The organism is Rhodococcus globerulus, from assembly GCF_019334125.1.
GTDB lineage: Bacteria > Actinomycetota > Actinomycetes > Mycobacteriales > Mycobacteriaceae > Rhodococcus_F > Rhodococcus_F globerula.
In genome coordinates, this window is the sequence record NZ_CP079698.1 from 5,220,854 (window position 1) to 5,243,941 (window position 23,088).

Below are 23,088 nucleotides of genomic sequence, written 5' to 3' on the forward strand. Positions count from 1 at the left end.
CGACATCGGATCGTCCTTTGCGCACGATCTCATTGATGTGGCGCAAACCCGGCATGTCGTTTGCGGAGTTTGACACCTACTGGCGTGACGTACATGCGCCGCTGGCTGCCCAAGTGCCAGGAATCATGAGCTATATCCAACGGCACCGAGTCTTCCCGGCCGGAACAGCGGGCGAGGGCGACGGTCTCGACGGTGCGCCCGACGGATTCGCGATAATCGAGTACGCGAATCACGAGGACTTCGAACGTGCCTGGGCCAGCGACGAGGGAAAGGTCGCGCTGGCAGATATCGAGCACTTCCGTGGGGAACGCCAGATGCTCCACTTCGAGGACATAGTCGTCGTCAACCGAGCAGCGGTCGTCGACACAACGCACCCGCCGTTGGTTACATTCACGGAAGTTCCGGCCGAGGAGGAAGGATGATTCGGGTCGGTGCGTGGCTGCCGACCCGTGGACATCTGTCGCTCGAACCCGGGATTGTGAAATTGGCGCAGAACGCGGAACAGGCGGGCTTCGACAGCGTGATGATTCCCGATCATGTGGTGATGCCCGCTGAGACACGTTCGAGGTATCCGTTCTCTGCCGACGGAGTTCCCTCATGGGATCCGCGTACCCCTTGGAACGATGCGGTCGTGTCGATGGCACTTTGTGCCGCAGCAACCGAGCGAATCGAGATCGGGACAGGTGTCCTGATTCTGCCGCAACGGAACCCGGTCACTCTTGCCAAACAACTGGCGAGCATTGACGTAGCCAGCGGTGGACGAGTGATGCTGGGCGTGGGTGCCGGCTGGCTTGCAGAAGAGTTCGAGGCTCTCGGGGTGCCTTTCGGTTCGCGCGGTGGTCGGATGGATGAGTGGCTACACCTGCTGGAGGATCTGTGGACGGGGGAGCCCGCTGCCTTCGATGGCGTGCATTATTCGTTACCGGGAGGGGTTCTTTCGTATCCGACGCCGGCTCACCGGATTCCGATTGTCGTCGGGGGTATGTCGAAGGCTGCCTTGCGGCGAGCTGCATCTGCCGATGGCTGGTTTGCGATCCAGCGGATGGACACCCTCGATGTCGATGAAGTGAAATCCGGGATCGAGGCGATCAAATCGCAGAGACGAGGCCGGGGGGTACCTCGGTTGCTGCTGCGCGCAATCGGTGATGTTGAGCGGTTGCTCCCGAAGGTCGAGCAATTCATCGACGTGGGGGTTACCGATTTTGTGATTGATGCCGACCTCGAAGATCCGACCGCGGCACGTCAGGCCCTGGACATGGTGCGACAGGCCACGCGCTAGGCCCGAGACATTGGCCACCGTCGTTGGGCGTGGTAGCTCCGGGACGTGAGGTACATCCGTGTACACAATGTCCCGGAGCTCACCGAATTCAGGCGTTCCTTCGGGGGCTGAGCTTGTATCAGCATGTGTTGGAACTTGATTCATCGGTGTCAGACTATGCAAATCCTGGTGAGGTCGCCGTCGTGGGCCAGTCTGGCAACAGCTGCGTACTGATGCGGTTGATGTCATGCGTGTGGAGCCGTGGTGCAGCAGCCGAATGCGGCCAGGATATGACCGATTTTGGAATTGAGATACGTCTTACGCCAACGGAATTGGAGTCGTTGGAATCGGGGCGCGCGAGATCGCTGCGGCGGTGCGCAACTTGTACTTGACGTTTGCGGAGATGCCTCCCCGAGGCGTAGGTGAGATTGTCGGCACCCCGGACGCATGATTAACACAACGTGCTTTCTGCACAGGTAGTTGTGGCCAGGATGGGTGCTCCGTGTGTGCCCGCTCAGGGGTAAAGCTTCTGCGTGCCCTCTTGAATGACGTATCCACGGAACCTGAACTACAGGCTTCGTAACTCTTGCAGTCGATTTCGACGGGATTGTCGAGGTATCGATGACGTGGCCAGATAGGCTTTGCGCTTTAGCATCTGAAAGGATTGCTCAGGAAGGAATCATCGGTTGCCGGCCTGGCGCATCCGCTCCAGGGCATCTTGTGCAGTGTTCATGTCAGTGAGGTCGGCATCGATGACGAGATCGGTGACGCCTGCACATTGAAACTCGCCGATCATCGGCAGCAGAGGGTCCAGGTCTCCGACAGCGCGGAGCACCACTCGGTTGGCTGTGTCGTGGCGGACCCGACGCAGGGACTTGACCCCGGAACGGATTCGGTCGACGTCGAGTGCATCGGTGTGCTGTAGCGCGAACCACCCGTCGGCCGACGCTGCTCGGCGGATCGCGGCAGGTGACATACCGCCCACCAGAATTGGAAGTCGGCCGGGCGGCGTCGGGTACGTCAATACCCCATCCGGTAGCGAGTAGTGTTCGCCATTGAATGCTGAGGGTTCTCCGCTCCATAGGTTCCGCAACAGAGCAATCCACTCATCCATACGCTGACCGCGCCCTTCGAACGGGACATTGAGGGCTTCGTACTCCTCGGCGAGCCATCCGGCGCCTACCCCTACAAACAGTCTCCCGCAGCAGGCTGCATCGATGGTGGCCAACTGCTTGGCCAGGATCACGGGTTCGCGTTGAGGCAACACCAGCACGCCAGTTCCGAATTCGATCCGGTTGGTGACCGCAGCGCACAGGGCTAGAGACACAATCGCGTCGATCCAAGGTGCACGTGGGTCCCAGGCGGGGACCCCATCAGCGGCGAAAGGGAACCAGGAATTGGTTTCGGTTCGCATCACGATGTGGTCCGGGATGATCATGAGATCGAAGCCTGCGTTCTCTGCGTTTTGGGCGAGAATCTGGATTCCAGGATCGACAGATTCGGTACCGCGAGTCGGCACCCATGCTCCGTAACGCATCATGACCGAGTCAACCTCCTGATTGTCGGACCGGAATCTCCGTGGTCCGGTTATGGCATCGTGCGGTGGATGGGCGCGGTCCTACCGTCGTGTGATGTTCTGCAGACCGCGCCCAAAGGCGCCCACGGACTTGTGTTCGGTTATCGGGGCAACTATCAATTCCGCAATTCGGGACGGTCGTACTGGAGGATCCGGATGGGCTCGGCGCGTAGTTGCGTGGCGGCGTTCTTGGCCCAGTACGGGTCGTCCAAGTGGCGGCGACCGATCATGACAGCATCGGCGTTTCCGCTTGAAATGATGGCTTCTGCGTGTGTGGGGTCGGTGATCAAACCGACAGCTGCCGTTGGCATTCCGGTCTCCTGTCGGATCTTTGCACTGAAGGGTACTTGATAGCCAGGGCCGGTCGGAATGGTCGGTTGGGCCACATTGCCGCCGGTGGAGACGTCAATTAGATCGACTCCGCGTTCCTTCAGCAGATTGACGAGACGGACGATCTCCTCGACGTCGCGGCCTTGGTTCTCCCAGTCAGTCGCCGACACTCGGACGAACAATGGCATTGACTCAGGCATTCGTGCCCTAGCCGCTTCGACGACCTCGAGCGTCAACCGGGCTCTGTTTTCAAAGCTGCCACCGTAGTTGTCAGTACGTGTGTTGACCACGGGCGAGAGGAACTGGTGGAGCAGGTAGCCGTGCGCCGCGTGGATCTCGATGACCTCGAATCCTGCCATCACCGACCGAGTTACTGCATCGGCGAATGCCTGAACGAGTTCCTTGAGATCCTTGTCGGTCGCTGATGAGGGTGCGTGTAGTACGCCGAAGGGCTCGGCGGTTGGTCCCAAGGTCGGCCAACCTCCGGCGTCAATGGGGACAGAACCTGTGCCGTCCCAGGGACGGTACGTGGAGGCCTTGCGTCCAGCGTGGCCCAACTGGATCGCCGCGACGGCTCCGTTCTCGCGGAGAAATTCTGTGATGCGTGCCCAAGGAGCGATATGGGAATCAGCCCAGATGCCTGCGTCGTAAGGGGCGATACGGCCGTCGGCTCGCACGCTTGTGGACTCCGCCATCACCAGTCCAGCGCCTCCCACGGCTCGCGATCCCAGGTGTACCAGGTGCCAGTCGGTTGGGTGTCCGTCAATCGCTGAGTGTTGGCACATCGGGCTGACCCAAACCCGGTTACGAGTCTCGATCGCCCGTAGTGACATTGGGGAGAACAGTTGTACTTGGCGTTGGGGTCGGGCGTGGATTTGATCTACCTGCGATGCGTGCAGAGTGGAGTGTGGCATTTCTTCCCGCCATTCTTTCGTTAAAACGAGCGTTCGTTCGTAGTGTTGGATTTCACAACCCTAGATTTCGGTTAGATGAAATGTCAAGGGGTACTGCTCTTCTGGGTATCCCATTCTGTGTGTCCGGGCCGTGGCCTGACCGCCATTTTGTGGCGATCTTTCGGGTAGTGTGTTTCCTGGTGAAAGCGACGTGTCGGGATGGTCTGTTCGGAATGGAAGTCCGCCTGCTGCGTCCTCGCTAACATGCCGGCATATGGACACATGCAGACTCCCGGGCCGAGGTCCGGGTCGCATCGAATAAGCAATCATGTTGTCCGGCAACAAGTACGAAGCGGTGTTGCACCGCCCTGATTCAGCTCGAACCATGAGTAGTGTGCCACGCCGGAGTGGGAAGTGCTGAGGGCCGCAAGTATGACGCCCGGACAGTCCGATCCGTTCCAGCGAACGATCCGCCAACTGCAGTCGACAAGGAATCCCGCGCTTCCTCAGTAGGGTGTCGTACGCACCTGGTGTGAGGAATTCTGGCGATCTGCATATCGTGCAGAGGGGCGAGCCGGTCCCGGCTGGCCAGTGTTTCGATACTCTGAATGGAGTGAACGCTTTCACGGCTGCACTGAATGCCAATGGTGTCAGAGCCGCTGAATTGCTGCGATCAGGTCTTTGCCAGGTAGACCTGTTCTCGTTAGTTGCTATTAGATGTGCTGGTCCGGCGCACCAGTTTGACCAGTTCGCCGGCCGGCCCGCCGAGTTGGCGTGGCCCGCGCCAGACTGCGCGTAGTACGCGGTCCAAATTCAGTCCATCCACAGCGAGTGTCCGTAGTTCGCCGGATGCAACCTGGTCGGCTACGGCGAGTGTGCTCATTACTGAGGGGCCGACTCCACCGAGAACGCTTGTGCGGATAGCGGCTCCGCTGCCCAATTCGAGGAGCGGGGTCGCACGGTCGTATTCCTGCAGCGCCACATCTAGGGTGGTGCGCGTGCCAGAGCCGGGCTCGCGAACTAGAAGAGGTGTGCTTGCAAGCTCTGCAACGGTCAGCGCCTTTCGCCGACGCGCCCAGGGATGGGCGGCGTCGACAACCACGACGAGGCTGTCGCGCGCTACCATGATGTTGTTCAATCCGGTTGGAATGGTAGGCGATTCGACAAATCCGACATCGCAGGAACCGTCTGCGATTCGTTCGAAGACATGTGTCGAATTGTGAACCTGTAAGTGAATCTTGACGTCGGTATGCAGTTGGCGGAAACTGCCTAACCATCCGGGCATGAGGTGTTCGGCGACGGTCATGCTGGCGGCCACTGTCAGTTCTGCCGAGCGTTCGACTTGCAGGCCTTCTGCGACATCGATCAGTTGGTTGGCACCGGTCAGGACTTGACGGGCCCAGTGAGCAATCACGGTGCCCTGCGGTGTGAGAGTGGAACCGGTAGTGCTGCGGCGCAGCAGAATTACTCCGAGTTGCCTTTCGAGTTTCTTGATCGTTCTACTCGCATTCGGTTGCGCCATGTCGACAATTCGACTTGCTGCGCTGAGGCTTCCGTGGTCGTCGACGCCCACAAGTAGTTCGAGGTCGTTCAGGTCGGGAAATCGTCGGGACATTCGCTGAGTATATGCATTGCCGATTAGTCATATCAGTGTTATATGCCGTGATGCTTAACTAGGGGCTACCGGCGACATGGTTTGTGCCGGATTCTGGAGCCATGAGTAAGCAGATGAGTGGACTGAAGTCCGGAAGTCGCGATGCCGGAACGGGTCTGGCTCGTCGAAGGAGCCGGCCGGTATCGTTTGAACTGCTTCCAGGTCTCGTGCTGTGCGTAGTTGGGGCTCTTCTGGCAATGGGAGTGGCGCGCTTGCTCGGAACAGTCAGCCCGTTGTTGGTGGCCATCGTGCTCGGTGCCCTGCTGTCGAACCTCGTGAGCCTTCCTGCAAGATTGCAGCCGGGACTGACTTTCTCCGCCAAACGTCTTCTGCGCCTGGGTATCGCCTTGCTCGGATTGCAATTGATGTTTAGTGACATTCTAGGTTTGGGATGGGGCGTGATCGCGGTTGTCGTCGCCATCGTCAGTCTCGGAATTGTCGGAACTATGTTCGCCGGGAAACTCCTGGGTCTGACCTGGACCCAGTGTATATTGATTGCGTGCGGATTCTCCATATGCGGCGCCGCTGCTGTTGCAGCTGTTGACGGGGTAGTGGATGCGAAGGAGGAGGAACTCCTCACCGCAATTGCACTCGTTGTCATCTTCGGTACGCTGATGATCCCGACAATTCCACTTCTGTCGGGTATGTTCGGACTCGACGAGATGACTGCTGGTATGTGGGCTGGCGGTTCAATTCATGAAGTGGCACAGGTAATTGCGGCTGGCGGTGCACTTGGCGGTGCCGCTTTGGGAGTCGCCGCGATTGTCAAACTCGCACGAGTACTGATGTTGGCACCGGTCATTGCAATTCTCAGTGTGCGCCAACGGAAGCTATCGGATTCATCCTCAACGGGAGGAAGTCGTCCGCCGTTGGTTCCGCTGTTCGTGCTCGGCTTCGTTGCCTGTGCTGGACTCCGTTCGGCAGACGTGGTTCCTGAAAGCGTTCTCGATCTCGCAAAGCTACTACAAAGCGCGCTACTGACCGCCGCGATGTTTGCACTAGGTGTCGGAGTACGTATTGCGATGTTGAAGAAGGTGGGTGCGCGGCCGTTCATTCTCGCAGCACTTTCGACACTATGGGTGGCGACTATTGCACTGGTAGGGGTACTACTGGTCTCGTGACCCCATCATGGCACTGAGGGTCTTCCTTCCGGTTCAGGTATTCGCCAGGGACTGAGAATGCAAACCTGGGAGGGTGCGGAGTCGATCGCAGTGGTGAACGCCTCGCAGACATCGCGCCCCTGTGCGAAAGACTACCGTGTTGGGATCAGACAGATCCGATGCAACGGCATCCCGTCTGTCGCAGCACTCGCTGCCCACGAATCGAGTGCGTTTTTCGACTCCGCACATGCAGCACCGCGAAAAGTCGCGTGTTCACAAGAGGTCTCCACCCATCTGACTGTTCAGGCGATCCGCAACGGTCCCTGGTCGTAGACATCGAGCTTGCTGCATATTTCGGGAAGGAGGACCCTGCGTCGAAGTCCAAGTGCAGCCTCAGTGTTCGTCGAGGATCAGCGTTCGTACCCGCGGCGAATGCGGTGCAAGTGAACCATTCGGAATCGGACACACGCGATGATCCATCCCGACGTGGTTCGGGAGACAGCTCAGGGCGGTCCAATGGGTGAACCCGCGTGACCGCCCCGAGTTAAGAAGTCATGAATTCCGAAGCTGCGCAGTGTCGTTGCGTGCCGCCAATGCCCTCATTAACTGCTCATCACGCCAACGTACGCGATCGTCCCACTCCTCGAGTCCTAGCAGTGTTCGGCGTTCCGCCGTGGCGCGCGCGACCAGGTCAGGTGTCCACGGGTCGTCCTGTCCGCGTTCGGCTCCCATTCTCGCGTACGCGGGCCCCATCTTCGTTGCGTGAGACTCAATCCCGCCCCTGGTATTCAGATCGACGGTCTCGAAGGGGCCGATGACGCTCCATCGGGGGCCCAAACCGCTCCGCACCACCTCGTCGATGTCGTCGACCGAAGCAACGCCGTCGCGCAGCAAGCAGTACGCCTCGCGGAGAAGGGCACCTTGTAATCGATTGAACACGAAGCCCTCGACCTCGCGGTGGACGACGACCGGACGCAGCCCCGCCTGGCGGTAGATCTGCTCCGCTCGCTCCGTCGTGATCGCGTCGGTGCGGGGCGAGGGCACGACCTCGATCACCGGCAGCAGGTACGGGGGATTGCCGGGATGCCCGACCACCAATCGCGCCGCTGTGGCATCGTCGAGGCGCTCTGCAATCCTGCTCGGCACGATCGCAGAGCTCGAACTGGCGAGGACCGCCCGGGTTGGCGCGAATTGCGCTACCTCAACGAAGATTTCGGCCTTCAGTTCCACCTTTTCGGGAGCGCATTCCTGAACGAGGTTGACCTCCCGCACGGCGGCTTCGATCGAGGCCGGGAAAGTGATCCGGCTGGCGATCGCGGCGGGGTCCTCGACGAGGAGCCGGTGATCTGCGAGCAACTTCAGTCGATCGAGGGCGTCCTTTTTACCGCGTCTGCGTGCGTCGGGGACTGGATCGAAGACGCGGGCTTCGAAACCGGCCTTGGCGAACAGGACCGCGAAGGCGACACCGATCGAACCGGCGCCGATGATCGCGACAGACGACCGTGCCGAATCTGGCTGTGCGGTCATACGGTCCACCAGCTGCGATCGCCGGCCCATCCGCGTTCGAGAATGGATCGCACCGCACCGTGGTCCAGATCGCGGGGGTTGTTCGCCGTGAGTCGTGTCGCCAGCAGTGCCTGGTTCGCGACGGTGTCGAAGTCGTCGGGGGAGAGCCCGAGGGTCTTCAGGTCGATCGGCGCCCCGATCGACTCCAGGATGTTCTCGATCCCCGTGATGCCGGCTCGCGCCTGCTCCAGTTCGGACCCCGCAGCGTTGGCAGTGCCGAGGAGCCGGCCGATCTCGGCGAACTCCGGAACCCGAGCGGGCAGGTTGTAACGCATCACGTACGGCAGCAGTGCACTGATCCCGAACCCGTGTGGGGTGTGGGTGAGAGCTCCGATCGGGGACTGGATCGCGTGGGCCCCAGCGGTGCCGGCGGTGTTGATCGCCATCCCCGCGCAGTATGCGGCGAACAGGGTGTCCGAACGTGCCTCCAGGTCGGCAGGGTTCGCGCATACGCGACCGAGGGCGGACTGCAGCAGCGGAATTCCGGTGCGGGCGTAGAGATCTGTGAGTCGGTTCTTGCCGACGTACAACTTCGTCGCGATGTCTTCGGCGGATGGGTTCTTCGCGCGGCCGGTGAATGCTTCTACGAGGTGACTGAGCGCGTCCGCGCCTGCGGCGGCCGTCAGACCGGGCGGGCAGGTGAGGGTCAACTCAGGGTCGATTACCGCGGCGAAGGCCTCGAGGTGGGGGCTCGCGACCCCAATCTTCATGCCCTTGTCCTTGTCGTAGACAACTGAGATCGAGGTGACCTCGGCGCCCGTTCCTGCGGTCGTGGGAACGGTGATGACCGGGCATCCCGGACCGGGGACGAGGTATTCGCCGTAGTAGTCACGCACGTCCCCGCCGTGGGTGAGGACGATGGACACGACCTTCGCGAGGTCCATGCATGATCCTCCGCCGATGCCGAGGATGGCGCCGATCCCGGTGGAGCCGAATCGCTCGGCCACTTCGAGGATGTTCTCGCGGGGAAGGTCGGGCTCTGTCCCGGCGTACACGGACACGGTGAGGCCGCGCGTCTGCAGTTCTTCGCTGATTGCGATGAATTCTGCACTGGCGGCCATTCTTTCGTCGGTGACGACGAGGACGTGTTCGGTGAGTGATTCGAGGATCGCCGGGATTTGGCGTCGCTGTCCGGGGCCGAACAGCACGCTGGTCGGTTGGCGCAGCAGGCCGAGTCCGAGTTCGTTGTTGGTGCGAACTGCGGCGGGGGCCGAGGCGGTGTCAGGGGCGGTGCTCATGCAAGGGCTTCCTTCTCGTCAACGGTGATCGCGAGGTATTTCGGTTCGAGGAATTCATTGATCGCGTCGTGGCCACCCTCGCGGCCGAGGCCAGAGGCCTTGATGCCGCCGAATGAGGCCGCTGGATCAGCCATGATTCCGCGGTTGACGCCCACCATCCCGAAGTCCAGGTGCTCGCTGACCGCGACCGCACGGGACAGGTCGCGTGTGAACACGTACGCGGCCAAGCCGTAGGTGGTGTCGTTTGCGAACTCGATCGCTTCGGTGGTGGATCCGACGGTGTAGATCGTGGCGATCGGCGCGAACAGTTCCTGGTTGCAGACGGCGCTGGTGCGGTCGCGGACCGCGAAGACCGTCGGTTCGAAGAAGTATCCGGTCGATTCGACTGGGGAGCCGCCGGTCAGGAGTTCTGCGTCGATTTCGCGCAATTGCTCTACGAGCCGAGTCACGGTGTCGAGTTGGCGCTCGGAGATGATCGGACCGATGTCTGTCTCGGGGTCGAATCCGTCGCCGACCTTCAGTGCGCGGGCAGCGGCAACGAACTTGGTGGTGAATTCGTCTGCGACGGACTTGTGCACGATGATGCGGTTGGCGGCGACGCAAGCTTGACCGGCGTTGCGGAACTTGCAGATGATCGCTTGTTCGACTGCAAGGTCAACGTCGGCGTCTTCGAGCACGAGGAACGGACCGTCGCCTCCGAGTTCCATCGAGGCGTTGACGATTCCGGGCGCAGCTTGTCGCAGCAGGGTGGAGCCGACTCCCGTAGAGCCGGTGAAGCTAACCTTGCGCAGACGTCGGTCGGCCATCACTGCCTCGGACACCGACGATGATGATGTGGTGTGGACGAGGTTCACGACGCCGGCAGGGAAGCCAGCTTCCTCCAGTACTCGGACGAATAGTGCACAGGTCAGTGGGGTTTCCCTGGCGGACTTGACGATCACCGGGCAGCCGGCCGCGAGTGCGGCCCCGGCCTTGCGGGCGATCATCAGCAAGGGAAAGTTCCACGGGGTGATGAGGAGCGCCGGCCCGACCGGCTGATGGGTGGTGACGATGCGGTATCCGCCGCGCGATGCCGGAGCGTAGGTGCCGTGGAGGTGGGCGATCTGCTCTGCGTACCAGAGGAAGAAGTCGGCGGACAGCGCGAATTCGCCTCGAGACTCGGTGAGTGGCTTCCCGCTCTCGAGCGTCATGACAGTCGTGATCTCGTCGGATCGGGAGAGTAGTGCCGCGTGTGCGCGCCGGAACAGATCTGCTCTGTCGCGTGGTGCGACGGACCGCCAAGACTGCTGAACACGGTCTGCGGCGTCCAGGGCGTCCAGAGCGTCCTGTGCGGAGCCGGAGTGGACCTGTGCGATCTCCTCGCCGTTGGCGGGGTTGTCCACTGCGAACGAATCCTCGGTGGTGCGCCACTGCCCCCCGATGTACAAGGCGGTGGGGACTGTGTAGCCGTGCAGTGTGACGCTGTCCGGGAGCGTGGTCGATGAGGTCATTGTCGTGTAGGTCCTTTTAGGGGTCGCGGTGTGGTTCGCCTGTTCGATCTCGTATTACGGTAGGACTGTCCGATGCGGGTCCGCCCGGACTGAATCGATTTGAGACAGTGATGAAAGGGACCACTCGTGAGGACCGTCAACATCGAGCACCATGCAGCCCCGCTGCGGCAACAGGTTCTGCATGCAATGCGTGATCAGATACTCGACGGCACTTTGGTGCCGGGGCAAAGGCTCCGCGAGAACACACTGTGTGAGCAGTACGGCGTGTCCCGCACTGTGATCCGTGAGTCTCTTCGCCAGCTCGAGAGTGAGCATTTGATCAACGTTCTCCCGAATCGCGGGCCGATCGTAACGGTGTTGTCCGAGGATGACATCGAGGCCATCTACCAGGTGCGGCGCGCGCTCGAAGGGCTTGCCGGGGAATTGTTCGCGGTGAACGCGAGTGATGCGCAGGCCATCGCCCTGTTGGGGCACATCGTGGACATGGAGGAGACGTACCTGCAAGGCTCAGTCGAGTCCCGGGAGATCAGCAAGCATCGCTTCTACGAGTTATTGCTCGCAGGAGCGGGCAATGAGGTTCTTGCAGTGTCCTTGTCAGGGATTCACAGCCGGATCGCGATGTTTCGCCGCGCAGCGTTTCTCGACGACGACCGGGTCAAGGAGTCGATGCGCGAGCTCCGCGGAATTGTTGTCGCGGCGGCGGAGCGGCGAGATCCGGGTGCCGCGCGGGCGGCATGCGAGAGCCACATCCAGCTGGCAGGTGAGCTCGCAGTCGTCGCGTACACCGGTCGGCTGTCCGAGGCAATGGAGCCGACCACGTAGCCTGAGTTCTGTCATACGGTATTACGGAGATGTGGTTTTGCGTCACATTCGCGACTGTCAGACCCCATGGAGATGTACGTGAGCTCAACTCTTGATTCGGATTTCGACCGCAGGCGCCTCGCGCAGGTCCGTGAGGCGTTCTTCTCTGCGCCGTCTGTGACGGGCGTAGTCAGAGCGGATGTCCTCGAGTCCTGGCAACGTTCCAGACAGGCTCTGGGCACACCCACGGCGGTCTCGTCGGTTCCGCATGTCGGCGACGAATACCTCGACGAGGAACTGGTGACGATGTTCGCGGCACCTCTGGCGCGCGTATCGGAGGGGTTGGCGGACACCGACCTTGGTCTGGTTCTCGCCGACGCCCACGGCCGCGTGCTGAGGCGCTGGTTCCAGGACAGGACGGCAGCGGAGCATCTCGATCGGCTTGGCACGGTCCGTGGTGCAGTGCTCTCGGAAGACTCTGTGGGGACTAACGGACTCGGCACCGCAGCCGCCACGGGCCGGGTGACTCAGATTTCGGGGGCCGAGCACTTCGCGGAGTTTTACCAACAGGCCAGTTGTACGGGCGCTCCAGTCCGTCATCCGATTACCGGGAATCTGCTTGCTGTCATTACCATTTCCACCGGCGCCGCGGCGAATACGCACCTGCTGAAGCCGCTGGTCCATTCGGTCGCCGTTCAGTTGGAACAGCACGCGCTCGATGTGCAGCAACCCGCGGCTCGAGTGTTGCTTGACGCGTTTCTGGAAGCGTCGCGTGTCCATCTGCAGCCCGTCGTCGCCTTCGGCCCGCAAAACATCGTGATGCAGAGTGTGACAGCAGCGACGCTGGCGCCCACGGACATCGGAATCCTTCGGCAGCGTTCCGGGGACTCCGGGCACCGACATACCGCTCGGATACCAGTCGAGCTCTCGGTAGGTCAGTTCGACGCTCATGTCACTGCCCTCGGGAGTGGGGCGGGTTCAGTCGTCGTCCTCGAACGCCGACGGTCGTACAGCGCCGGCGGCGTCACCCACATTGAATTCCGGTTGGCGGGCGGCTCACGTTCGTGGGCTACGGTCGTGCAGCGCATCAACCAGCATGTACTCAAGGGGACTCCCGTCGTGGTGGGGGGAGAATCGGGGACTGGGAAGACTTCCGCGGTGATGGGCAGGCAATTCACACCTGGTGCACCGATGCCCAGAACGGTCGTGGACGCGGCTGAGCATCTCACTGTGGGCACCGCGGCGTGGCTCCAACGGGTGGCAGGGCTCATCAGTGGCACGACACCGGTGGTGATCCGTGGAATCGACGCGCTGGACGGCCCGCTCCTGACCGGGCTACGCGCCCTGCTTCAGTCGGAGGCGCGCCAGACCGCAGTCCTGCTGACCCTGGCTGCCGAGTCACCTATCGACACCGAGACTGTGGCAGGCAAACTCGAAGTCGACCATGTTTGGCTGCCGCCACTTCGCGACAGGTCTGCCGACATCGGTCCGCTCTGGCAGCAGTTCGTCGAAAAGTTGACATTGGGTGCTGGCATGCAATTGTCCGCGGAAGCTTTGGAGGTGATGACTGCGTACTCGTGGCCGGGGAACGTCTCGGAGTTGAGGTCCGCCGCAGAGAAGCTGCACCGCGCTGGAAAGCGGGGAGTGGTACGCGTTGCGGATTTACCTGCCGCTGTTCAGGGCGGCCGGGCTCTCACGATGATCGAGCGTGCCGAACTCGATGCCTTGCGCCACGCGCTCGAAGAAGCAGGCGGGAACCGCTCCAAGGCGGCGCAGATCCTGGGGCTGTCGCGTGCCACTGTCTACCGGAAGATGAAGGCGTATCGACTCGGCGCGTGACCGGAGGTCACTGGGCCAGGTAGCCGCCGTCGATGACGAGTTCGGAGCCGGTCATGAAGCTCGACTCATCCGAGGCCAGGAACACCACACCGTGTGCGATCTCCTCGGGCGTGCCTGCACGGCCCATCGGTGTGCGTGAAAGGACGAACTCGTTGACCGGCGCGGCTTGCGCTTCCGTCAAAGGAGTTTCGACGAACCCTGGGTGTACCGAGTTCACTCGGATGTTGTTCTCCGCGTAGCTAATCGCGGCGCTCTTGGACATGTTACGCACAGCGCCTTTCGTTGCGTGGTAAGCGTGGGCGCCCGCGACTGCGGCCGACCCCCAGATTGACGAGACATTGACGATCGACCCGCCGCCTTGCTCGATCATGTGAGGGACGACAGCACGCATGCCCAACCACGTTCCTGTCTGGTTGGTAGCGACTACCTCTTCCCATGCGTCCCTGGTTAGTTCGTGGAGCGCCTCGTACGCGATGATGCCGGCGTTGTTGACCAGAACGTCGATTCGTCCGTGTGTGCGGATGGCCTCGTCGACCACGCAGGCCCAGTCCTCCTCGCATGCCACGTCGAGTCTGCGGCTGAATGTCTGTTCGGAACTTGTATCGGACATGCTGCGGCCGGTGGCGATAGTGATCGCCCCTTCGCGGGCGAACCCATCCGCTATCGCTCGACCTATGCCTTGGCCGGCACCGGTGATGATGGCGACTTTTCCTTGCAGGCGGTTCATGACGGCTGAATGATTCCTCTCATGGTGGTGTCGGCCCTCCTGAGATAGCTGGAGTGACGGGTGCCACAGTGGGCCGGGTCTCAGCGTCATGGACGCGAACGGGCCATGTGCGGGATGAGTCGTGATGAGATCGCGGTGACTCATAATGCGACACTCCCGAAAAGCGTGATGCCAGGGGCGGCATCCTCGTGGTCGTGATGGACGTCACCGGTGAGGAATCAGGCTCTCGGCGCGTTTATCGATGACCGCACAGGAGCTTGCAATGCCGATAAATCGACCAACAGACCCACTGGGGCGCATTTACGCCGAATGGACAACGGAGTTCGAAGCCAATCCTGAGATGTCACTGCAGCTGATGCGGTGGGTCTTCGAAGACTGGCAGCGGGTGACCACGGAACCGGAGGGCGTGACCTACCGCTCCACGGAGTTCGGTGGTGTTCCTGGGATCTCCGTCGAGCCGCTCGACGCCGACCCGCGCGAGGTGCTGCTTGTGCTGCACGGCGGCGGTTTCGCGCTCGGATCATCGGCTAGCCACCGTAAGTTGGCAGGTCACTTGGCCAGGGCCTGCGGTGCCCGCGCTTTCGTCGCGGATTTCCGACGTGCGCCGGAACACCCGTACCCGGCGCAGCTCGACGACGTGACTGCCGTCTTCGAGGCGTTGCTCGCCGAGGGGATCTCGCCGCGCGACATCACATTCGTCGGCGATAGTGCGGGAGCCAGCTTGAGCGTCGCGACGACGCTCCGCCTGCTGGCGCAGGACCGGCCTCACCCCGGCCAGGTGGTGACGATCTCTCCGTGGCTAGACATGGAGAACTCGGGCGCCACTCTCGTGACGAACGACGACACCGATTTCCTGATCACCCGAGAAGGTTTGCAGGGCAACATCGACCGGTACCTCGCGGGTGGCGCCAGACCGACCGATCCGCTGGTCAATCCGCTGTACGCCGACTTCACGGGGTTCCCGCGGCTGTATATCACCGCGTCTGATTCCGAATCCCTGTACGCCGACGCGACGCGGCTGCACGAACGTGCCGTCGCGGCCGGAGCGGACGTCACCTTTGACAGTGCGTCGGGCGAACAGCACGTCTTCCCGCTTCAGGCGGGTCTTCACGAAGCGGCCGACGATGCCGTCGCCGCCATCGCGACCTGGTACCGCGCCGGCCGTGCAGTGGACGCAGCCGAGAGCACGACACACACCATCGCCTGAGCAGAAACCCGAAAGGACCACGTTCGACATGAGCAATTCTTTAACCCCCTCCCGCGATTACGATGCCGTCGTGATCGGTGCTGGATTCTCCGGTCTCGCACTGCTGCACCACCTGCGCGAGATCGGTCTCCGCACACTGGTCGTCGACGGTGAAGCCGGTATCGGCGGAACATGGTGGGTCAATCGGTACCCCGGAGTGCGTACCGACAGTGAGTACAGCTACTACTCGTTCTCGTTCTCGAAAGAGGTGCGCGAGGAATGGACCTGGACCGAGCGCTACCCCTCCGGGGGCGAGGTTCTCGACTACCTCAACTTCGTCGCGGATCGGCTCGATCTGCGCAAGGACATTCAACTGAACACGTGGGTGGAGTCGGCCGTATACGACGACACCGCAAACACCTGGATGGTGAGGTTCGCCGACGGCCGCGAAATCACGACCAAATATCTGGTCAGTGGGATGGGCGTGTTGTCGCAGGCCATCTATCCGGACATCGCGGGACTGGACACCTTCGCCGGCGAGAAGTACCACTCATCGCACTGGCCGAAGGACGGTGTCGACTTGAAGGGCAAGCGCGTCGGGTTGATCGGCCTCGGTGCGTCGGGCATCCAGATCGTTCCGAGGATCGCGCCCGAAGTGGCGGAGTTCTTCGTGTTCCAGCGCACCCCGAACTACGTCGTCGAAACCTCGAACGAGGCCGTGACCGCGGACGACATGGCGTACCTCCGGGAACACTACGACGAGATCTACGAGAAGGCTGCCAACCATCCGTTCGGGGTGGCGATGGAACCGGCGCAATACAGTGCGCTGGAGGTCGACGACGAGACCCGCCGCGAGATCTTCGAGAGCAAGTGGAACCAGGGCGGCTTCCACTTCGCCAACGAATGCTTTAACGATCTTGCCAGCAACCATGAATCGAGCGAACTGGCATCCGAGTTCATCCGCTCGAAAATCCGCGAGATCGTCAAGGATCCTGCGACCGCCGACCTGTTGTCGCCGAAGAACTACTCGTTCAACGGTAAGCGGGTTCCGACCGGCCACGGCTACTATGCTGCGTTCAATCTCGATCACGTTCATCTGATCGACGTGGCGGGCACTCCGATCTCCGCGATTACCGAAAAGGGTGTAATCGTCGGCGACACCGAGTACGAGATCGATGTGCTTATCTTCGCGACCGGGTTTGACGCCATGACCGGAACGCTGACCAACATCGACATTGTCGGCAGGAACGGAGTCACCCTGCGCGACAAGTGGGTTGACGAAGGACTTCGATCCAATCTGGGGATCAGCGCGCACGGGTTCCCCAACTTCTTCATGTCCCTTGGGCCGCAGACGCCCTACTCGAACCTCGTCGTCCCGATCCAGCTCGGTGCGCAATGGTTGCAGCGCGCCTTGGTCTGGGCCGCGGAGAATGGCGTCGAACGTTTCGAGGCCACGCCTGAGTCGGAAAGCTGGTGGGTCGAAGAGACCGAGCGAACGGGCAAGGCAACCGTGATGTACAGCGAGGGAAAGAAAGCCAAGGCCTGGTTCCTGGGCGACAACGTCCCTGGCAAGCCGGAGGAATTCCAGGTCTACATGGGTGGCGGGCACGTATACCAGCAGTACTGCCGTCAGGCTGAAGCAGACGGCTACACCTCATTCCTCGCCGACAAGGGCGCGCTCACCCACTAGTCCTGCAACGGAATCCGGACGCGACGTCGACGATGTTCGCCACGGGCCGACCATATTGTCCACCGCAGCCGGTGTCGTTTGTGGACACCACCGGCTGCGGTGAACAAGGCACGCGCACACTGCCGACGTCCAATATTTCGGTCCTGCATGGCAAGTGGAGGAATCAGATCGGGATCCTTCCACACATTCGAGTCCGACAGTGTGTGGTTGCAGTCGAGAAGTTTCCCACGTACGGACAGTCAACAGCTCTGTACGCCGCCCAAGCTTCGAAAGGAATTCTGTGAGTGACTCGAGCTCTGAACCCCAGAGCAGTTTTTGTCTACGTGGTCGCAAAGCGCTTGTCACTGGCGCCGGCCGCGGAATCGGCAAAGCCATTGCTAAAGCGTTGGCGGGCGCTGGCGCCGATGTCGTCCTGACCTCACGTTCAGTCGACGCGCTCAACATCACTGCCGGTGAAATCGAATGGATGGGCAGGTCGGCTGCTGTCATTGCTGCCGACCTCAGTGAGCATTCGAGTATCAGCGATTTTGTCGATCGGGCTGAGGAGGGTGGGCCAATCGACATTGTTTGCCATGCGGCTGGAGCCCAGCATCGGGAGGCGGCGACCACATTTCCCTTGGAGGAGTGGGAACACGTGCTGGCGGTGAATCTCACCTCCCCATTTCTGCTCAGTCAGGAAATCGGGCGACGACAGCTCGAGCGGCAGACATCAGGAAGTCATGTGTTCGTGGCCTCACTAACCTCGGTGCTGGGACTGCCCGATTTGGTGGCGTACAACGCCGCCAAATCAGGTTTGATGGGCGTCGTTCGCGCGCTGAGTCGTGAGTGGTCAGGCAGCGGTCTCCGGTTCAATGCTGTTTCACCCGGCTACGTGGAAACCGAGATGACGAAGGATCTCTTCGCGGACGAGCAGAAGAGAGCATCGCTGTTGGCACGAATCCCGATGGGAGAATTCGGAACACCCGAGCAGCTTGGCGCACCGGCCGTATTCCTCGCTTCTGACGCATCCGAGTACATGACAGGGCAACTACTCATCATTGATGGCGGGTGGGCCGCCGCCTAGCTAGCAGCGTGCTGATTAGCGTCTTGTGTCGTCATGCGGTCGGACTCGCAGGCGATGACGGCGGATGGAGTGGTGCAATGTCGACGGCAGGTGGTGGCTCGGCGCGGTAGTGATGTGCTCGGGACGCGGACCCACTGCTCAACGGCCAACGGCCAACGCGATGCGATCGCCAGCGAATTGCTTTTGTAGACGTCTGCGGCGGCCCGGAACAACTGTTGGGGCACGGTGTCGTCAAGCGGTGTGATCCCCGGGCACGTCGACAAGGTCGTCGAACGCCTGCTGAGGGCCAAATTCGCCGGTACCGCATCTGTACCCACCCTCGACTCCAGCGCGACACCGCTAGGACAGAGGCATGAAGGGACGGAGCGATACCGGCTTCCTTCGCTGATCGTAGGGGGGTTCTGCGTAGTCAGTTTCGGCAGATGTCGGCGCCGATACAGCGGTCACGCGCCGAGTTGTGGGCGATAGATCGTGCACGGTTGGTCAGCGTGCAGAGGACGATCGTGTGATCGTTGACGCCGTCGCTGCGATCTCAGGATGCTGGATCGGAAATCCGACGTGGACAGCAGGCCTCACAGGCCTGGCCGTATTCGCGATCGCTGACCGTTCTCTGGGGTCGGAAAATCTGCCGGTAGAAACCTGATGAAGTACTGCAAGCTGATAGATCAACTGTGTCGAGGAATCCTCCGGGTGAGTGATGGCACGCGCCAGCATCGATCCTGCGTGCTTTTGGGAATATGCTGGGAGTGCTTTTGGGACATTGGGTTGTACGGGGTTTGTGGTTCATATGGGAGACGAAGACTACTGCCGCACTCAGCGGGATGTTGGCGGCACTTCGGCTGCAATCGAATTGGTCGCCCACGGATTCGAGGATGTCACCGAGATCGGTCGTGGGGGATTCGGTACTGTCTTTCGCTGCCGTCAGCCGGACCTAGGCCGAGTTGTTGCTGTGAAGGTGCTGACGTTCGGGGATGAAACTGGATTTCATCCTGCTCTGAGCGAGCAGCTCGCGATGGGTCGACTTACAGGTCACCCGAACATCGTGGACATCTTCGATTTGAGCAGAACGAGGTCTGGTCGGGCATTTATCGTGATGCCCTACTTCGCATGTGGCTCATTGGATGCACTCATCCGCGAGCGCGGGCTCCTCAGCCTTGAAGACTCCCTTCGGATTGGTATCAAACTCGCGAGTGCGGTTGGAACTGCCCACCGCATCGGTATTGTTCATTGCGACATTAAGCCGGCCAATGTATTGGTGAGCGACTACGGTGAGCCCGTACTCGCAGACTTTGGTATCGCTCGCATCGCTGGGCACTCCGACGGCGAAGTCGGAGCGGTTGTCGGTTCGCCTGCATTCCTTGCCCCGGAACTGTTCAGCGGCGTGATGCCCACCCCCGAATCCGATGTGTACGGACTTGCCGCAACCGTCTTCTGTGCGCTGACAGGTCGGGCAGCATACGAAAGGCGCTCAGGCGAAACACTCGCTGACCAGGTCAAGCGTGTTCTTTCGCAGCCGGCACCCGATCCACGAAACAGTGGAATCCCAGCAGATGTCAGTACTGTCGTCCAGACTGCAATGTCGCGTTCCCGAAGTGAAAGGCCATCGGCCCTGCTATTTGGTGAACAGCTTCAGCGACTACAAGCTCGGCACGGATTTCCAGTAGACGAGATAGCGCTCTTCGCAGGCAGGGAACGTGCTCTGACAGGCGTTGCCAGACGTCCCATCCAGCCCGGCGAACAAAGAAGCTCACCGGCCACCATCGAAGGTAACTTGCCGTCCGAGCTGAACAGCTTTGTTGACCGCCGCAAGGAGGTTGGCGAGACAAGGAACTTACTTGGCCATGCGAGATTGGTGACATTGACAGGTGTGGGAGGCGTCGGTAAGACACGGTTGGCATTACGCATTGGGCAGAAGGTTCGCTCGGGGTTTCCGGACGGGGTGTGGATGGTCGATCTATCCGAACTACGGGATGGTTCGTTAGTCTCCGAAATCGTTGCTGAAACGCTGAAGCTGCGCACTCAGCCCACGCAAACGCCCGTGGATGCGTTGCTGAATCGACTGAACTCGAGTCGGACATTGCTTATCCTCGACAATTGTGAGCACTTGCTCCACGCCGTTGCGGTGCTAGTTGACACATTGTTGCGACGGTGCCCGGAGCTGCGGATACTCGCTACTAGTCGCGAAGCAATCGGAGTGGATGGCGAAGCAATCCAGCAGGTTCTCCCGCTTCCGGTTCCAGATGTCGAGAGCGGTGGTACCGGCGGCGTCGTGCCGAAATATGATGCTGTTTCGCTCTTTATCGAAAGAGCATCAGCGGTTTCCGGACTCGAAGTGACTACTGAGCAGTATGAGACAGTGGCGCGAATCTGTACCGAACTCGACGGCTTACCTTTGGCGATCGAACTTGCCGCAGCCAGGTCTAATTCTATGTCTGTCGATCAGATCCTCGAGAGACTCCCACATCGTTACGCGTTGCTGACGCGAGGACGGCGTGGAGCTCCTGAACGCCAACAGACGTTGCGCTCAGCGATTGACTGGAGCCACGATCTCTGCAGTGAACAAGAGCAACAGACGTGGGCACGCATGTCTGTTTTCGCAGGCAGTTTCGGACTGGACACTGCAGAAGACGCGCTGGAAGGACAATTGAACCCAGCCGAGGTACTCGATGTAATTTCGTCGCTAGTCGACAAATCGATCCTTCTCAAAGAAGACGTTGGCCAAGTCGTCCGCTTCCGCATGCTTGACACGATTCGAACCTACGGGCTCGAACGGCTCGAAGGTAGCGGAGAAAAACCGCTCTGGTATCGGCGTCACCGAGATTGGTATGCCAGGCTCGCAATTGACGCGAACTCAGCTTGGATCGCCGGCCAGCAGCGAGATTCCCACAATCGCTTGGCGCGCGAACTTGTCAACATCAGATGTTCCCTTTCATACGGTCTGACAGATCCTGGCGATATCTCTACTCTCCGGGTGGTGAATGCGCTGTTTCGGTTTTGGTTGGCTCGTGGAATGCTCACCGAGGGACGGTACTGGCTTGACCGTGCATTGCTGTCGGCGAATGAGTCTGAGTGTCAGCGAGAAGATCTCCTGGCAGCGTTGTGTGCAGATACCACCCTGGCTTCACTGCAAGGAGATCTGGAAACCGCACGATCCCTTGTTGCACGGGCGAGATCGCTTGACGTAGGGACCCAGGAGCCGGCGATCCACGGGTATGCGCTTCACGCAGAAGGATTCTTGTCGCTTTTCACAGGCGAATCCACAAAGGCCCAAAGGCTTTTGGAAAAAGCGCTTCAGGTCTTCGGGGACTTGCATGACACCAGTGCTCAATTCGAGGTCCTGGTGAAGCTGGGGTGGGCGTACGCCTTGGCGGACGACTTCGTCAGTGCCGAAGCGCACTTTGAGAAGGCTAGGTCAATCACCGAAACTCATGGTGAAGAGGTGTACCAGTCATATGCCCTTCGCGGTATCGGGTTTGCCTTGTGGAGACTGGGCGATCCCGAGGGTGCAGACCAGGCTCTGATTCAGGGCTTGAAGTTGGCAAGGCTGCGCGACGATCCGTTTGAAGCTGCACTCTGTATGGAGTCGATGGCATGGGTGGTATGTGATGAGGGGGACCCGGCTCGGGCCGCAACTCTGATGGCGTCTGCGAAATCGCTTGTCCAACAAGCTGGTAGTACAACTGTTGCGTTTCCCTCGCTGCTCCCGTACCACGATGCCTGTGCGCGAGCAGTCATGTCAGCACTGAGCCCCTCCACGGTCGAAGCCATACACAAGCGCGCGTCGTGGTGTGATCTCGCTTCGGCATCTGCCTACGCATTGAATGAAATGCGTGAAACACAATCCACAGGCAGTAAACAGCTGGCAGGGTTGACCAAGCGAGAATACGAAGTGGCCGAATTGGTTTCGGAAGGGTTGACCAACAAGGCAATCGCCGGAAAATTGGTTATCTCACTCCGCACCGTCGGTGGACATGTCGAGCACATCCTCACAAAACTCGGCTTCACCTCACGCGCACAAGTCGCAGCTTGGATGGCAATCAGGCGTCAATCCGGTTCCCGATAATGTCCCTTTCACTGATCTGTCAACGAGGGAGACCTGCCGGATTTTCCGTGACTCAGCCCGAACCTGCCGAGGAGCCCTGAAAGTCGATTCGAAAAAGTCGAAACATGAGCTGTTGCCAGGCAAGGTGCGATCGCCGGTCTACGCAGCTCCCCACGATCGAACGGTATCAGGTCGTTATCGGTGATTTGATCAAGTTTCAAGAAATGGATGGTGGACTGTGTCCGATCACATTGGCCCACAACCGAAGCCATGTATCGGACCACCGTCAGTGAGTAGTTGATCGTAGGATCGGTTTTTGTTGGGGCAAAAATCGGGCTTGGATGTCGACGATCTTGCGCCGAAGCGTCGCCTCGCGGGCATACGAATGCCGATCGGGAATCGATGTCGATGAACGCATGATCGGTGAGCCAATGGGAATATCAGCTCGGGAGGCAAGTGAGACGATGTGTCACGCAGTGATCCGAGTTGACGATCCTGCCCGAAGGTGGACTCGTGCAGCAGTATTCCGATTGTCGAGGGTACGTGGACGTTGCTGAACAGCCTCTTTGTGCCACCGTATGAAGTAGGTAAGGTCGTCGATGCTGTCCGCGCTGCGCACGTCCCGCCGATCGGTG

The 23,088-nt window shown here is 60.6% G+C and carries 16 protein-coding genes; 9 read left to right on the forward strand and 7 right to left on the reverse strand.

All coding sequences use genetic code 11. From position 1 onward, the window contains the following. Positions 1-35 precede the first annotated feature (35 nt). Together KYT97_RS23790 and KYT97_RS23795 are read left to right on the forward strand one after the other, a co-directional pair. Positions 36-422 carry an EthD family reductase gene (locus KYT97_RS23790; protein ID WP_245005911.1) on the forward strand — a complete coding sequence of 129 codons (387 nt, stop codon included), beginning with the start codon at positions 36-38 and terminating at the stop codon, positions 420-422. Further along, positions 419-1,279 (forward strand): TIGR03619 family F420-dependent LLM class oxidoreductase, encoded by an 861-nt coding sequence (locus KYT97_RS23795; protein WP_219110803.1) that lies wholly within the window; start codon positions 419-421, stop codon positions 1,277-1,279. The genes KYT97_RS23790 and KYT97_RS23795 overlap by 4 nt, the downstream gene beginning before the upstream one ends. A 658-nt stretch (positions 1,280-1,937) precedes the next feature. Here KYT97_RS23795 and KYT97_RS23800 read toward each other — a convergent pair. The 3 genes from KYT97_RS23800 to KYT97_RS23810 form a co-directional block, all read right to left on the reverse strand. After that, positions 1,938-2,798: a TIGR03619 family F420-dependent LLM class oxidoreductase gene (locus KYT97_RS23800; RefSeq protein ID WP_219110804.1), complete on the reverse strand. Its 861-nt coding sequence runs from the start codon at positions 2,796-2,798 to the stop codon at positions 1,938-1,940. Between the two features lie 152 nt (positions 2,799-2,950). Continuing rightward, complete coding sequence (locus tag KYT97_RS23805; RefSeq protein ID WP_425332390.1) at positions 2,951-4,078, reverse strand: NADH:flavin oxidoreductase/NADH oxidase; 1,128 nt, start codon at positions 4,076-4,078, stop codon at positions 2,951-2,953. Positions 4,079-4,760: 682 nt separating this feature from the next. Continuing rightward, positions 4,761-5,672, reverse strand: a complete 912-nt coding sequence (locus KYT97_RS23810) for a LysR family transcriptional regulator (RefSeq protein WP_219110806.1) — start codon at positions 5,670-5,672, stop codon at positions 4,761-4,763. Between the two features lie 101 nt (positions 5,673-5,773). On the opposite strand from KYT97_RS23810, the gene KYT97_RS23815 reads away from it, so the two are divergent. Further along, positions 5,774-6,832 (forward strand): YeiH family protein, encoded by a 1,059-nt coding sequence (locus KYT97_RS23815; protein WP_425332391.1) that lies wholly within the window; start codon positions 5,774-5,776, stop codon positions 6,830-6,832. Positions 6,833-7,363: 531 nt separating this feature from the next. On the opposite strand, the gene KYT97_RS23820 is transcribed toward KYT97_RS23815, so the two are convergent. Genes KYT97_RS23820 through KYT97_RS23830 form a run of 3 tightly spaced genes read right to left on the reverse strand, consistent with a single transcriptional unit; the run spans position 7,364 to position 11,105 of the window. Continuing rightward, positions 7,364-8,338, reverse strand: a complete 975-nt coding sequence (locus tag KYT97_RS23820) for a 3-hydroxyacyl-CoA dehydrogenase (RefSeq protein ID WP_219110807.1) — start codon at positions 8,336-8,338, stop codon at positions 7,364-7,366. Beyond that, on the reverse strand, positions 8,335-9,615 hold the full coding sequence (locus KYT97_RS23825; protein WP_219110808.1) for an iron-containing alcohol dehydrogenase: 1,281 nt from the start codon (positions 9,613-9,615) through the stop codon (positions 8,335-8,337). Before KYT97_RS23825 ends, KYT97_RS23820 begins: the two co-directional genes overlap by 4 nt. Continuing rightward, entirely contained in the window at positions 9,612-11,105 is a 1,494-nt protein-coding gene (locus tag KYT97_RS23830; protein WP_219110809.1) for an NAD-dependent succinate-semialdehyde dehydrogenase, read from the reverse strand. The genes KYT97_RS23825 and KYT97_RS23830 overlap by 4 nt, the downstream gene beginning before the upstream one ends. Positions 11,106-11,231: 126 nt before the next feature. Between KYT97_RS23830 and KYT97_RS23835 the strand changes: the two genes are divergently transcribed. Together KYT97_RS23835 and KYT97_RS23840 are read left to right on the forward strand one after the other, a co-directional pair. Continuing rightward, entirely contained in the window at positions 11,232-11,927 is a 696-nt protein-coding gene (locus KYT97_RS23835; RefSeq protein ID WP_219110810.1) for a GntR family transcriptional regulator, read from the forward strand. 78 nt (positions 11,928-12,005) lie between these two features. After that, complete coding sequence (locus KYT97_RS23840; RefSeq protein ID WP_219110811.1) at positions 12,006-13,745, forward strand: sigma-54-dependent Fis family transcriptional regulator; 1,740 nt, start codon at positions 12,006-12,008, stop codon at positions 13,743-13,745. A gap of 7 nt (positions 13,746-13,752) precedes the next feature. On the opposite strand, the gene KYT97_RS23845 is transcribed toward KYT97_RS23840, so the two are convergent. After that, a complete protein-coding gene (locus KYT97_RS23845) occupies positions 13,753-14,472 on the reverse strand; it encodes an SDR family NAD(P)-dependent oxidoreductase (protein ID WP_219110812.1) in 720 nt (239 codons plus the stop codon). A gap of 262 nt (positions 14,473-14,734) precedes the next feature. On the opposite strand from KYT97_RS23845, the gene KYT97_RS23850 reads away from it, so the two are divergent. The 4 genes from KYT97_RS23850 to KYT97_RS23865 all read left to right on the forward strand — a co-directional run bounded on the left by KYT97_RS23850 (position 14,735) and on the right by KYT97_RS23865 (position 22,474). Then, positions 14,735-15,679 (forward strand): alpha/beta hydrolase, encoded by a 945-nt coding sequence (locus KYT97_RS23850; RefSeq protein WP_245005913.1) that lies wholly within the window; start codon positions 14,735-14,737, stop codon positions 15,677-15,679. Between the two features lie 28 nt (positions 15,680-15,707). Further along, positions 15,708-17,348, forward strand: a complete 1,641-nt coding sequence (locus tag KYT97_RS23855; protein ID WP_219110814.1) for a flavin-containing monooxygenase — start codon at positions 15,708-15,710, stop codon at positions 17,346-17,348. 280 nt (positions 17,349-17,628) lie between these two features. Continuing rightward, positions 17,629-18,411: an SDR family NAD(P)-dependent oxidoreductase gene (locus tag KYT97_RS23860; RefSeq protein WP_219110815.1), complete on the forward strand. Its 783-nt coding sequence runs from the start codon at positions 17,629-17,631 to the stop codon at positions 18,409-18,411. A 787-nt stretch (positions 18,412-19,198) separates the two neighbouring features. Continuing rightward, positions 19,199-22,474, forward strand: coding sequence for a protein kinase domain-containing protein (locus tag KYT97_RS23865; RefSeq protein ID WP_219110816.1), 3,276 nt, complete (start codon positions 19,199-19,201; stop codon positions 22,472-22,474). Positions 22,475-23,088: the final 614 nt, after the last annotated feature.